The organism is Streptomyces sp. NBC_01166, from assembly GCF_045039765.1.
Lineage (GTDB): Bacteria > Actinomycetota > Actinomycetes > Streptomycetales > Streptomycetaceae > Streptomyces.
This window is the reverse complement of record NZ_CP108613.1, coordinates 7,264,189-7,277,415: the sequence shown is the minus strand read 5'-3', so window position 1 is coordinate 7,277,415 and position 13,227 is coordinate 7,264,189. Positions and strand designations below refer to the sequence as shown.

Sequence of the window (13,227 nt, the reverse complement as noted above, 5' to 3'; positions counted from 1 at the left end):
TGCAACGTCGCGCTGCCTAGCCTCCCGACGAGGGCCGTCCGACGGCGGGCGGCACCGGATCCGGGAGGCCACAGAGATGACCCGTTATGCCGCGCCGGGCACCGAGGGCGCCATCGTCTCGTACGAGTCCCGTTACGACCACTGGATCGGCGGCGCCTATGTCCCGCCGGCCCGTGGCCAGTACTTCGAGAACCCGAGCCCCGTCAACGGCCGCCCCTTCACGGAGATCGCCCGCGGCACCGAGGACGACGTGGAGCGCGCCCTGGACGCCGCCCATGCGGCGGCCCCCGCCTGGGGAGCCGTGTCGGCAGGTGACCGTGCGGTCGTCCTGAACCGGATCGCCGACCGCATGGAAGAGCATCTGGAGGAGCTGGCGGTCGCCGAGAGCTGGGAGAACGGCAAGCCGGTGCGCGAGACGCTGGCGGCGGACATTCCGCTGGCCATCGACCACTTCCGGTACTTCGCGGGTGCGCTGCGCGCACAGGAGGGCTCGCTGAGCGAGATCGACGACGACACCGTCGCGTACCACTTCCACGAGCCACTGGGTGTGGTGGCTCAGATCATCCCGTGGAACTTCCCCATCCTGATGGCCGTCTGGAAGCTCGCCCCCGCGCTGGCTGCCGGGAACGCGGTGGTCCTCAAGCCGGCGGAGCAGACCCCCGCGTCGATCCATGTGTGGATGAGCCTGGTCGCGGATCTGCTTCCCCCCGGTGTCGTCAACATCCTCAACGGCTTCGGCGCGGAGGCGGGGAAGCCGCTCGCCTCCAGTCCGCGGGTCGCGAAGATCGCCTTCACCGGCGAGACGACGACGGGGCGCCTGATCATGCAGTACGCCTCGGAGAACCTCAAGCCCGTCACGCTGGAGCTGGGTGGCAAATCGCCGAACCTGTTCTTCGACGACGTATGGGCGCTGGACGACGACTTCCGCGACAAGGCGCTCGAGGGCTTCACCATGTTCGCCCTCAACCAGGGTGAGGTGTGCACGTGTCCGTCGCGGGCGCTGATCCAGCGCGGACACTACGGCGAGTTCCTCGAGGCGGGCATCGCGCGGACCGAGTTGATCGTGCCCGGGCACCCGCTGGACACCGACACGATGATCGGCGCGCAGGCCTCCACCGAACAGCTGAAGAAGATTCTCTCGTACGTCGAGATCGGACAGCAGGAGGGCGCGAGGGTCCTGACGGGTGGTCAGCGCGTCGAGTACGGGGGCGAGCTGGAGGGTGGCTACTACGTCCAGCCGACCATCTTCGAGGGTGACAACCGTATGCGGATCTTCCAGGAGGAGATCTTCGGCCCGGTGGTCGCCGTGACGTCCTTCTCGGACTTCGACGAGGGCATCAGGACGGCCAACGACACGCTGTACGGACTCGGCGCGGGTGTGTGGACCCGCGACGCCAACACCGCCTACCGGGCTGGCCGGGCCATCAAGGCGGGCAGGGTCTGGACGAACTGCTACCACGCCTATCCGGCACACGCCGCTTTCGGCGGATACAAGCAGTCGGGCATCGGCCGGGAGAACCACAAGATGATGCTGGAGCACTACCAGCAGACCAAGAACCTGCTGGTGTCGTACTCGCCGAAGAAACTGGGCTTCTTCTAAACGCCGAAAAAGGGCGCCTGACCAAGTGTTTCACCTGGTCAGGCGCCCTGGAGCGCTTCCAATCCACGGGGCCGAGTGCGAGTAACTCCCGGCCGCTCCCACGGCCACCCCACCTCTGACCAGCCGTTCCGGGATATCTCCTGGCCAAGGCCCGCACATGCGGCCTCTGGGGTGTGGCCCTGCTCCTCCCGCCTTCGCATCGACTCCTCGATCAGGCTGTTTACTGTCCGGCGCGGTGCGCACATTCCGCCGGGTCGCCTCCGGAGGCAAGCCGGAACAGGGACCGCACTGGCTTGTGTTTTCACCGCGCCTTCGACGAGGCGAAGCCGGCTGGCGATCTCCGCGCAGGACAGCCCTGCCCCGCTCCGGCCGGCACTTCGGCCTCTCGCTCCGTGAGCCGCTCCGGTGAGCGGTGGGGATGTGCCACCCGGTGCGCGCGCCCCGCGATGGCCCGGCCGGCGACCCAAGGGGGCAGGTAGGCCCCGCCGGCACCCACCGCCCGTACCCCGCGGCACCCTCGGCGCCGGTCCTGCGACCACGGCACTCGTCTCGTCAGCCGAAACTCGCCGGTCGCTGCCTCTCGCGATGGCGTCGGCCCCGCACCCGCCGAGTGTCCGACCCTGAGACTGGTCACGACCCTTGCCTCTTCGCCCACCGTGTGAAAGCTTTACGTCACAGAACGCATGGAAACGTTTCCACAAGGAGGTGGGGCGATGGCCACGATCAAAGACGTCGCTGCCAGGGCAGGGGTCGCGCTGGGAACCGCATCGCGGGTACTGAGCGGCAGCAGTCAGACCTCCGCCGATTCCCGGGCCCGGGTGCTCGCCGCTGCCTCCGAGCTCGGTTATGTCGCCCACGGGCCTGCCCGGTCCTTGCGTCGGGCCCGGACCGACGTGCTGGGGCTGCTGGTCTCGGACATCCGCAACCCGTTCTTCTCCGAGCTGGCTCACGCGGCCGAGCAGGAAGCGCGCGGGCACGGTTTCACCGTGCTGCTGGCCAACGCCAACGAGGATGCCGGGCAGGCCGACGCCTACCTGCGGACCTTCGCCGGCCAGCGCGTCGACGGCTTGCTGTTCTCGCCCCAGGACAACGTCTCGCCGCAGCTCGCCACCACACTCGCCTCGGGGATGCCGCTGGTCTTCCTCAACCGGACGGTCGAGGGCGTCGACGCACCGCTGTACGGCACGGACAACGCCCAGGGTGTCCAGCAGGTACTTTCCTGGCTGCAACGCCGAGGCCACCGCGACGTCGCCTTCATCGGCGGACCCCCCACGATTTCCACCGGCGCGGAGCGCCGCGCCGCCTACCTTGCCGGCCGTGCCGCCCACGGCGTCAGCACCGACGACAGGCTGCTCGACGCCGGTGACTTCCTGGCCGGCGGTGCCGCCCAGGCCATGGGCCGTGTCATCGACCGCGGTGTGCCGTTCACCGCCGTGTTCGGCGCGAACGGCCAGACCACCCTGGGCGCGGTGCGTGCCCTGCGGGAGCGATACGGCGCGGAGCAGGCAGCCCGCATCGAGGTCGTCTCCTTCGACGACCTCGACTGGTTCGAGTTCGCCTCACCACCCATCAGTGCGGTCCGTAACGACGCCTCGGCGATCGGCCGGCTCGGTGTACGCGGACTCCTTGATCTCCTCGCCGGTCGCCAGGCAGTCGGTCAGCGCATCGCGACCACCTTCACCGACCGAGCAGTGAGAGGCAACCGTTGAGTGCACCGGCAGCCCCCGCGCCTCCTGCCGGAGTCGCACCGACACATCCTCATCCGCCGACAACGGCCTGAACACCTGAGCTGCCGTCGCTGCCGGTACGAGCAGCGAGAGCAGCCGCCCCGACCGGTGAGCGCCGAGGCGTCCCGGCCGGCGAGAGACAGTACGCCCTGCTGAAAGGAACAAGCCATGAAGGTCGCCCTCGGCGCGGATCACGCCGGTTTCTCGCTGAAGGAAGCCGTGCGCGAGGCTATCGAGGTCCTCGGGCATGAGGTGATCGACTGCGGCACTCACAGCGCTGACCCCGTCGACTTCCCGGACATCACCCGCTCGACCTGTGAGGCGGTGCTCGGCGGATCGGCCGAGCGGGCCGTGCTCGTCTGCGGCACCGGCCAGGGCGCAGTCATGGCCGCCAACAAGCTGCCTGGCATCCGCTGCGGTCTCGCCCATGAGCCGTACTCCGCCCACCAGGCCGTCGAGCACGACGACGCCAACGCCATCGCGGTGGGGGCGTGGCTGGTACCGCACGCACTCGTACCCGACATCATGCGCGAGTTCCTCAACGCCGTGTTCGACGACGACGAGGACACCCGCCGCCGGGTCGCCAAGCTCAACGCGCTCGACGACCTGACCCCGTCCCTCTGACCTTCACCGCCCCGCCTCTCCCACGGACGGACCGTCCGTCGCGCTGAATGACGCCGAACGCACCGGCCCCGCACGGCCTCGTCAGGCGTCTGTTCGGCATGCCCACAACCACAAGCCAAGGGAGGACCGGCCCCGCCCGTGCGGCCGCCTCCTTCTCACTGCGTTGCCGCCGGCACCAGGCCGGCGACCCACCAAGGAGACCTTGCATGTCCACCAGCGCCCCCGCCGGACGACGAAGCGTGCTCGGCTCGAAGGACCGCGTCAAGACCGCGGTCGCCGCAGCCTTGGGTACCAGCGTCGAGAACTACGACTTCATCGCCTACGGCACCGCCTCCGCGCTCTACTTCGGCGCAGTCTTCTTCCCCGAGAGCGACCGGTTCGTCGGCACCCTCCTCTCCTTCGCCACCCTGGCCGTCGGCTTCGTCATGCGCCCCCTGGGAGGCGCCGTCGGCGGCTACTTCGCCGACAAGTTCGGACGCAAGCCCGTCCTGGTCACGGCGATGATCGTCATGGGCACCGCTACCTTCCTCATCGGCGTACTGCCCACCTTCGAGCAGGTCGGGGTCCTCGCACCGGTCCTGCTCGTGATCATCCGCATGGTGCAGGGCCTGGCGTTCGGCGCCGAATGGGGCGGCGCGATCACCATGGCCTACGAGCACGCGCCCTGGCACCGCCGCGGCATGTTCGCGGCGATCCCGCAGTCCGGCAACCCCCTGGGCATCGCCCTGGCCAGCGGCGTATTCGCCTTCAGCGACACACTGCAAGGCAGCTGGCAGTGGAGGACGCCGTTCCTGCTCAGCGCCGTCCTGGTCATCGTCGCGCTGATCGTCCGCTCCCGTCTGTCGGAATCCCCCGAGTTCCAGGAAGCCCAGGCCACCGGCAAGACCGAGAAGAACCCCCTGCTGGCGACCCTCGCCGGCGACTGGCGCGGCATCCTGCGCGTCATCGCCCTGCGCGTCGTCGAGTCCTTCGCCTACTACTCCACCGCGACCTACCTGCTGAACTACATCACCGAGCGCCACCCCGATCTCCGCCCCGTCGCCCTCGGAGCCATCACGGCCGCCAGCATCCTCGCCATCGCCGTCACCTTCCTGGCCGGCGCTCTCACCGACCGCATCGGACGCCGCCCCATCTACATCGCGGCCTGCATCATGGCGATCCTGTTCGCCTTCCCGATGTACCTGCTCACCAACTCCGCCCAACCCGCCCTAGTGGTCACCGTGTTCATCATCGGTATCGGACTCATCCACGCCTCGCTCACGGGAACCCAAGGGGCCTTGCTCACCGAGCAGTTCCGCACCGCGACCCGCACCTCGGGCGCCTCATTGGGCTACCAGATCGCCGCGGCGATCGGCGGCTTCGCGCCCTTGCTCGCCGCCGCGCTGGTGGGAGCCTTCGGCTGGCCGGGCGCCGCGCTGCTCTACCTGGGTGCGGCCCTGATCGGCCTTGCCGGCATCCTCTTGACGAGGGAGACCTGGGGCCGCAGCGAGCGGGAGCGCGTGTCGCGGCTCGTGGCTGAGGAGAAGACCGGCCTGGCATCGTCGCCGACAGCCGCGCCCCTGCCTGCCTCGTTCGAATCCCGCTGAGGGTGTACTCGACGCCCCCGTGCGCCCGCAACCACTCCCCACGGGCGGACAGCTGGAGTACCGCCGCGGTCGACGAGCACGGACGGTCCGCCCAGACCTTCCTCGTCGACATCGTGGTGCGCTCGGGCGACGCCGAACGCCGCGCCGTGGCCCGCGGCCACGGCGCGGGCCACGGCCAGGACAGCTACGCGGTCACCGCGCCCCTCGTGGTGGAAGCGCTCGGCCGCGTACTGACCGGCCGGACCCGCGCGGTCGGCGTCGTATCAGCAGGGGAGATCTTCGAAGCACCCGACTTCCTCCGCGCCCTGTTGTCCCCGCACATGTCCCTGGACCTGCGTCCGTAGCGGGGCGGGGACGGGACGTCGCCAGTAGCTCCAGCGGGTCGGTGTCGGCCTCCTCGACGGGCGGCCCGGACTCAGGCGAGGACCTTGGCCTTCGCCCTCTCGTACTCCTCCGGGTTCAGATCCCCGTTCCGTTTCATCTCGGCGAGCTTGGCCAGCTCCTCCACATGCTCGCTGCCGCCCGGCCCGGCGGCCTTCCTCACGTACGAACGGAACGCCTTCTCCTGTTCCTTCGCCTCGGTGATGTCCCGGTCCCGCATGCTCCGCCCCCGCAGGACGAGGTAGAGGAGAACGCCGAGGTAGGGCAGGACCAGGACGGCGATCAGCCAGGCCGCCTTGCCCCATCCGCTCAACGAGTGGTCCCGGAACAGGTCCGTGATCACCTTGAAGAGCAGGAAGAACCACATCACCCACAGGAAGAAGTACAGCATCGTAAGGAACAGATTCAGCAGCGGATAGTCATCCATGCCGTGGTCCTTCCACATCATTCCGCGCCACGCGGAACCGGATCGGGACACTCAGCGATACCGCCTCCCGGCAGGCACCGCATCCCGAGCGGAGCCGTCCGGGCCAACGGCTCCGGCTGCGTGCCTGCCGAGGTGGTACGTCAGACCACGGCGAGCCGGTCCACCAGCAGCTCCATCCTCCGGTCGGTGTCCTCCGGCGGCTGTCGTCCCGCCCGGGACAGGGTCGCAAGGCCGTGCAGGGACGCCCAGAACACCTCGGTGAACAGCGCCGGGTGGACGCCGTCCCCGGCGACCTCGCCGAGGCTCTCCAGCAGGGCTGCGAAGGCGTCCTTGAGAGGCTCCGGGGTGTCCTCCTTCGCGAAGGCAAGGCCGCCGTCGAGCTGGAACATCGCGTCGTAGACCGCCGGGTTGCGTTCGGCGAAGTCGAGGTAGGCGCGGGCGATGGCGGTGACCCGGGCGCGTGGGCCGTCCGCGGCACGAGCCGCGGCTCTCAGCGCCGCAGCCATCTCGGCGGCACCTTCGAGGGCGACGGCGCCGATGATCTCCCGCTTGCCGCGGAAGTGGCTGTAGAGGACGGGCTGGCTGTACTCGATCCGCTCGGCGAGCCGGCGGGTGGTGACCGCGTCCCAGCCCTGCTGCTCGGCGAGTTCGCGGGCCGTCGCCAAGATGAGGCGCTCGCGGGCCGCCCGTTCGCGCTCCTTGCGTTCCTGTACCGACATGGCTCGATGCTAGCACCGCTAGACAACTGAGCGGCAGTAGGTCTAGCGTTGCCACATCAGCTGTCAATGCTAGATGTCGGGAGGGATCACCATGCTCAACGCACTCGAGGTCTTCACCACCGTGGTCGTCGGCGTGATGGTGGGGGTGGAGTTCTCGGTCGCCTTCGTCATGAACCGGATCTTCAACGCCCTCCCCGACGACAGCGGCCAACTCGGCCGCGCCCACGGGGGCCGGATGCTCGGCGCCGTGATGCCGGTCTGGTACATCACCTCGCTCGTCCTCGTCGCGATATGGGCCGTCGCCGGACGGCAGCACCACGGCGCCGGTCTCGTCGTCACCGCCGGCGTGCTGCTGCTCATCAGCGTGATCATGTCGATCCTGCTGCTCGTCCCGATCAACAACCGGGGCAAGACGTGGACCCCCGAAAACCGGCCCGCCGACTGGAAGCAGCAGATGAACCGCTGGGACCGCTTCCACTACGTCCGCGTCGCCGTCATCATCGCGGCCTTCGCCCTGCTGGTCGCCGGCCTCAGGTGAGCCCGCGGACCGGCACCGCGTCCTGCGCCGGCTCCCAGGCCGCCGCGCACAGGGACTCGGCCACGGCGGCCGTGTAACGGGCGGCTGCGAGCCAGTGGGTGGCGAAGCCCTCGGTGTCGGCAGGAAGGAGCCGCCCGAAGAGGTCGCGATCGCGTCGGGCCGCCGAGGCGCACAGGGCGGTGAGGAGTCCGGCGGCCGTGGGAAGTCCCGCGCGGCGGATGCGACGAGCCTCTGCGGTGACGTCGCCCAGCATGCCGAGGGCGGCGCGACCCGCCGGGACCGTCTGTTCGACCCGGCGCTCCAGGAGGTACAGGGGCGAGTGCGCTCCGGACCCTCCGGGCTGTGGCGGGGCGGGGTGCACGGGGGCAGCCGGGTCCGGGAGGTCGGCTCGGCGCAGGCGGTCGAGACCGAGGTCGATCGTGCCCTCGCCGGTGGGGTGCGAGCAGGCGAGGAGGGTGAGCCGGGGGTGGAGGGCGGGCACCAGGCGGCCGACGATCCTCAGCCGTGTCCCCGGCGCTGCGGCCAGCAGCATCAGATTGTCGCGGTGGGCCAGCGCGGGGTCGTCGTCGGCGACGGTGAGCCGGACGCGGACGCCTCCCTCGCACAGCGCGAGCAAGCACGTGCCGCCCGACTCCCTCATCGCACCGAGGAGTTCGACGTCCAGGAAGAGCAGGTCACTGCCGCCGCCGTCCGGGTCCGCGTAGCGGGAGGTGGACCGCAGGGCGCGGGTGGCCTGTTCGGACAGCGGCGTCTCCCACAGGGCGGCGAGCGGCGGCTCCGTCCACGCCGCGCCCCGGGCGGTAACGGCCTTGACGCCCTTCCCGGCGCCCAGTCTGCCGTCCGGCGACACCGTCGCCCCCGAGACCGCCAGGCCGGCCCGGCCCAGTTCCCGGTGGGTGAGCGCGCTGTCCCCCAGGCGCACGGCCCGGTCGGCCACGCCCAGGGCGCGCCCGACGCCGCCGGGTGCCACGTCACCGACCGTGAAGAGACGGCCGTCGGCCCCGGCGACCCACGTTCGGACGCCGCCGTGCCCCGAGTCGGTGACCACGGGTTCGGTGAACAGACCGTACAGGCGCAACGAGCCGTCCGGGCTGTACGGACGGCGCACGCGGCCTCTGACGGCGGCCAGCTCCGCCCCGGACGTCGTCCCGACCCGGTGTGCTGTGCCCAGGAGTTCGGCAAGGGCCGTGACGAGGTCGGCGGTGCGGTAGGACGGGTCCCCGGTGCGGGCGGCGCGCAGCAGTGTGACGACGGACAGCGCGGTGGCCGCGGCGCGCGGCAGGTGCCGGAGCCGGGCGGTGTGCGCGGCGCGGAGGAGGGCCGACTGGGCGACGGCGCCGGCCCCGTCGACGCCGGCTTCCAGCACGGCGGCGCCCGCCGACCACAGGGCGTCGGCCGCTCCACGCTGCGCCGGGCTCGCCACCTCGGGCGAGGAGGCGGAGTCCGGGGCGGGGGCGGGGGCGGGGTCCGTGGCGGAGGCGGGTTCGGGGAACGCCCGGGTGGGCTCATCGGCGGGCTCCGGCGCCGGGTCCGCCGTGGGGGCGGCGCAGGCGGCGGCCGCGCGGTGGACGCATGCCGGGGCGAGGAGACAACCGCAGGTGATGGCATCCGCCGTCGCCACCACGCCGCCCGGGGCGTGCAGGCGCAGCTCGGTGTCGTCGTCGACCGCGATCGTCACCGTGTCCCCGTCGCGGTGCACGGGGCGGGCTCCGAGCTTGGTGACCGCCGCGTCCAGCCGCTTGCGCAGCCGGGGCGAGAGGTCCTCCACGAGCGTGGCCGTGACCTCCGGTGCGACGGGTGGCAACCGGTCGGCGTTCATGCGGTCTTCTCCCCTATCCAGCGGGCCAGTTCGAGTGGGCTGAGGGCCGCCACGGGCATACCGGCGGCCACGAGCTGCCCGGCGACGCCCGTCGAGTAACGGGGCCGGCCGGCGTCGTCGAGGCTCGCGCACCCGAGGACGTGACAGCCGGTGTTCACCAGAGCCCGCACCTCCGCCAGCAGTCCGCCGAGCGGCGCGCCCTCCTCGAAGTCGCTGATGACGACGACGAGGGTGCGGGTGGGCACCTCGATCAGGCTGCGGGCGTGCCGCAGCCCGGCGGCGATGTGCGTACCCCCGCCCACGCTCACCTCCAGCAGCAGGGAGAGGGGATCGTGCACATGGCCGGTGAGGTCGACCACCTCCGTGGAGAAGGCCAGGAAATGGGTGCTCAGGGTAGGCACCCCGGCGAGCACGGAGGCGGTCAGCGCGGACCAGATGGTGGACGCCTCCATGGATCCGGAGACGTCGGTGACCAGGATCAGGCGCCAGTCGGCCGACCGGCGTGCGCGACTGCGGAACACCGGCTTCTCGGGGATCACCTGGACCGTTCCGTCTGCTGTCCGGCGCGCGGTGGCCAGGTTGGCGCGCAGCGTGCGCGGCAGGTCCAGCCGACCGCCGGGGCGGCGGGTGGGCCGGGCCGACATCGTGCCGGTGAGGGCGGGCCGCAGCCGGGTGGCGAGCTGCCGGGTCAGTTCGTCGACCAGGCGGCGGACCAGGGGCCGGAGCGCCGCGAGACGGGCTTCGGGAAGGCCGCCGGCGTACCTCAGGATCGTACGGAGCAGCTCCACGGAGGGGGTGGCGGCCGCCGGGTCGAGTTCGGTGAGGACGTCCTGCCGCCCTGTCGCGGCTGCGGCGGCGAGGACCTCCTCGCGGACGCCGGGGCCGAACAGCGCGGCCAGTTCCTCGGACCACTCGCGGACGCCGGGGAACGACGGTTCCCGGCCGCCGCCACCGTGACCGGGGCCGGGCAGGCCGCTGCGGGATCCCTCGCCGTGTCCCGCGCCGTAGAGCTCGTCCAGAGCGGTCGCCAGGCGGGCGGCGCCGGACGGCAGTTGATCGGGACGTCGGCCGAGCACGAGCCGCCACCGGTCGGCGGGCGCGATGGCCCGCGCGGGAGTGGCCTCGGTGGAGGGTACGGCGGTGGGGCGCGTCACGGCGGGGTGGCCGGGCAGTGGTGGCAACCGGTCGTCGTGCGCGGGTGGGGGTACGGGCAGGCCGAGGCCGGTCAGGAGTTCACGGGCCGCGAGGTCGGCGGCCGTTCTACGGGCCTGCTCGGCGGGATCATCCGCGTCGAGGGTGTCCACCCGTTCGCCCAGCCGCTCCTCGACGGTGTCCAGCAACCGGTCCCGGGCGGCCGGGCTCAGCGTGTCGAAGCCACCGCGCAGGGCAGGCAGCCGGGCCAGGAACGCGGTGTCCTCCAGCTCGACGACCCGGTGCAGCAGCGGGTCGAGGGCCCCTGCGCCGACGGTCAGGAGCGGGCCCGCCACTGTGAGGACGCCGGTGAGGCGGGCGGTGAGCGCGGCCCGGGAGGCGCTGTCCACGGCTCCGTCCACCCAGGAGGCGACGCGCCCCCCGAAGGTCTCGGCCTCTTCGTGACCCGTGAGCACCCTGACTCCCCCGGCGGCTGCGGCGATCAGCGGGGTGCCGTCGGCGGCCAGCCGGGCGAGGGCGTCGGTGAGCCGGATGCCGCCCACCCGGTCGGCCCGCTGGGCCAGTTCGAGCAGCGCCCGGGCGTCCTCGGGCTCCTCGGAGCCGGTCAGGCCGTCGACCTGGCGGACCGCGGCCGAGGTCAGGAGTTCGGCCGCGCGCGCGGTGTCGGCGGCACGAGCGGTGGCGGTGGCGTCCGGAGCCGAGGGGTCGTCGGGCGCGACCAGGCCCGGCAGGTGGCCTGCGTCGATGCGATCCAGCAGGTCGAGCCCGGTGAGGAGTTCGGGAAGGGTGCCGCTCGCGGGGAGTACGGCCGCCAGTTCCGTCAGCCGTTCGTCGGCCAGGGCGGGGAGCCCGCACCCGGCGGCCTCCGTGAGTCCGCGGACGACCTGGGAGGCCGTCGGACCGCCCTCCGCGCGCTCGGCCGCGTGCCGCTGCCGCAGCACGCCCTCGGCCGCCTGGGCCGGGGTGACGCCGCGGGCCCCCGCCGCGGTGAGCATCGCGGCCGTCGCCGGGGTCCACCGCACCTGCCAGCGCGTGGTGAGCCCTTCCGAGCCCGCCGCGCCGGTCACCCCCTGCTCCCGCGCGTAAGGGATGCCGCACACCGTCAGCCTGCGCAGCAGCAGTTCGCGGCGCCGGTCCAGGGTGGAGCGGGCCGGGTCGAGCCGGAGGTCGCGCGGTGTCTTCTCGTACGCCTCCTCCGGGCCGGGGAGGGAGAGAGCCGCGGTCTCGGCCTCGACGGCGGGGCCGAGTCCGCTGCGCGGAGCGGCGGGCGCGGGCCGTCCGGTGCGGGCTCCGACGAGTACGCGTTCGAGGGCCTGGGCGACTGCGCGGCCCGTCCCGTAGGTCTCGCCGCGTCCCAGCACCGTCTGCACGGCTTCGAGGAGTTCACCGCGGCCGGGTGCGGGCAGGTCGCGCAGGCGGGCCAGGTCACCGGCCACCCGGACGACCTCCCGGCCGTCCGCCGGGCCGTAGGGGTGGCCCTGTTCGCGCAGGGCGGCGCAGACGCGGACCGCGGTGCGGATCAGCGCCTCGTGCAGCGCGGCCGGGTCCCCGGCGGCGTCCAGCACGGTGTGCTGCCACTCCGGGTCCCTGATGCCGGCCGGGTAGCCGGACCGTGAGTCCAGCAGCGGATACGTGTACGGGACCAGGGAGACCGTGCACGCGGCAGTCCCGGCAGCACCGTTCACGTGGCCGCCCGCGCCCGGCTCGGACGCGCCCGGCGCGTCCGGTGCGGGGCCCCCGGCGGCGGACGGCAGCAGCGCCGGGGTGTGGAAGGCTCCCACCACCACGGCGGGCCGCCGGCCGCTCGCCAGGGTCTCGGCGACATGTCCGCGCATACATGCCTCGCGCGCCAGGTCCGTGCCGCTCACCCCGCCCCGCGCCTCGGCCTCGTGCCGCAGCGCCCAGCCGGTGAGCAGGGCGGCGCGGCGGAGGGCCTCGGGTGTCGAGCCGGGCGCGAGGGCCTCCACCAGCCGGTCCCACAGGTCGTCACCGTCCCGGCCGGTGAGCCGGGACCGGAGCGCGGCGGACAGCCCGTGCCCCTCCCCCGGCACGGGCGCGGAGTCGGCGCCCGGAACAGGGGCGGGGGTGTCCGGGCCGCCCCCGGCCCACGCTCGGTCGGCCAGCGGCAGATCGCAGGCCACGGCCGGGACGCCGTTCTCCACCGCCCAGCGCAGAGCGACCAGTTCGGGCGAGAAGTCCGCGAACGGGTAGAAGGCCGGCCCCCGTTCGCCTGCCGGGACGGGCCCGTCGGCGGGCACGGCGGCCAGCGCCACCGGGGCCTCGGTCTCCTCGTGGGCGAGCCAGCCCAGCCAGGGCTGGAACTCGGCGGGCAGTTCGACGAGCAGGACGTCGGGGGCCGCCGCGTCCAGCAGTGCCGGGAGGGCGGCCGCCAGCGAGGGCGCGTGGTGGCGCACCCCGATGAGGAACGGTGCCCCGGGTCCGGTCGCCGCGAGAGCCGCCACCGCGGCTTCCGGGGTGGCGTCCCCGGCCGCCGGGCCCCGCGCCGGGGAAACGGCCGGCGCGCCGGCGGTGGGCGACACCTCGGGAGTGGACCGCGTCTCGGGGGCAGTCCGCGTCTCGGGGGCAGTCCACGTCTCGGGGATGGTCCGCGTCTCGGGGATGGTCCGCGTCTCGGGGGTGGTCGACTCTCTCAT

General features: G+C 72.6%; 9 protein-coding genes and 1 pseudogene. 6 read left to right on the top strand and 4 right to left on the bottom strand.

Going from position 1 to position 13,227, the window contains the following annotated elements; translation table 11 throughout:
- Nucleotides 1–76 precede the first annotated feature (76 nt).
- From OG379_RS32905 to OG379_RS32885, 5 genes and pseudogenes are all read left to right on the top strand, one after another.
- A complete protein-coding gene (locus OG379_RS32905) occupies nt 77–1,600 on the top strand; it encodes an aldehyde dehydrogenase family protein (RefSeq protein WP_405666763.1) in 1,524 nt (507 codons plus the stop codon).
- Nucleotides 1,601–2,313: 713 nt separating this feature from the next.
- Nucleotides 2,314–3,309, top strand: coding sequence for a LacI family DNA-binding transcriptional regulator (locus tag OG379_RS32900; RefSeq protein WP_405666762.1), 996 nt, complete (start codon nt 2,314–2,316; stop codon nt 3,307–3,309).
- Nucleotides 3,310–3,495: 186 nt separating this feature from the next.
- The gene (locus tag OG379_RS32895; protein ID WP_405666761.1) at nt 3,496–3,951 is read left to right on the top strand and encodes an RpiB/LacA/LacB family sugar-phosphate isomerase; all 456 of its coding nucleotides are present in this window, start codon (nt 3,496–3,498) and stop codon (nt 3,949–3,951) included.
- 206 nt (nt 3,952–4,157) lie between these two features.
- Nucleotides 4,158–5,537: an MFS transporter gene (locus OG379_RS32890; RefSeq protein WP_405666759.1), complete on the top strand. Its 1,380-nt coding sequence runs from the start codon at nt 4,158–4,160 to the stop codon at nt 5,535–5,537.
- Nucleotides 5,534–5,881 (top strand): annotated as a pseudogene (locus tag OG379_RS32885) (saccharopine dehydrogenase); the annotation flags it as partial. The gene OG379_RS32890 and the pseudogene OG379_RS32885, both read left to right, overlap by 4 nt.
- 71 nt (nt 5,882–5,952) lie before the next feature.
- On the opposite strand, the gene OG379_RS32880 reads toward OG379_RS32885, so the two are convergent.
- Both OG379_RS32880 and OG379_RS32875 read right to left on the bottom strand, forming a co-directional pair.
- Nucleotides 5,953–6,345 (bottom strand): SHOCT domain-containing protein, encoded by a 393-nt coding sequence (locus OG379_RS32880; RefSeq protein ID WP_393760513.1) that lies wholly within the window; start codon nt 6,343–6,345, stop codon nt 5,953–5,955.
- Nucleotides 6,346–6,485: 140 nt separating this feature from the next.
- Complete coding sequence (locus OG379_RS32875; RefSeq protein ID WP_405666758.1) at nt 6,486–7,064, bottom strand: TetR/AcrR family transcriptional regulator; 579 nt, start codon at nt 7,062–7,064, stop codon at nt 6,486–6,488.
- A gap of 91 nt (nt 7,065–7,155) precedes the next feature.
- Here OG379_RS32875 and OG379_RS32870 point away from each other — a divergent pair, with 91 nt between their 5' ends.
- Complete coding sequence (locus tag OG379_RS32870) at nt 7,156–7,602, top strand: anthrone oxygenase family protein (protein ID WP_405666757.1); 447 nt, start codon at nt 7,156–7,158, stop codon at nt 7,600–7,602.
- Here the strand turns inward: OG379_RS32870 and OG379_RS32865 are convergent.
- Nucleotides 7,595–9,421, bottom strand: a complete 1,827-nt coding sequence (locus OG379_RS32865; protein WP_405666756.1) for a hypothetical protein — start codon at nt 9,419–9,421, stop codon at nt 7,595–7,597. The genes OG379_RS32870 and OG379_RS32865 overlap by 8 nt on opposite strands.
- Nucleotides 9,418–13,227, bottom strand: a complete 3,810-nt coding sequence (locus OG379_RS32860; protein WP_405666755.1) for a vWA domain-containing protein — start codon at nt 13,225–13,227, stop codon at nt 9,418–9,420. The genes OG379_RS32865 and OG379_RS32860 overlap by 4 nt, the downstream gene beginning before the upstream one ends.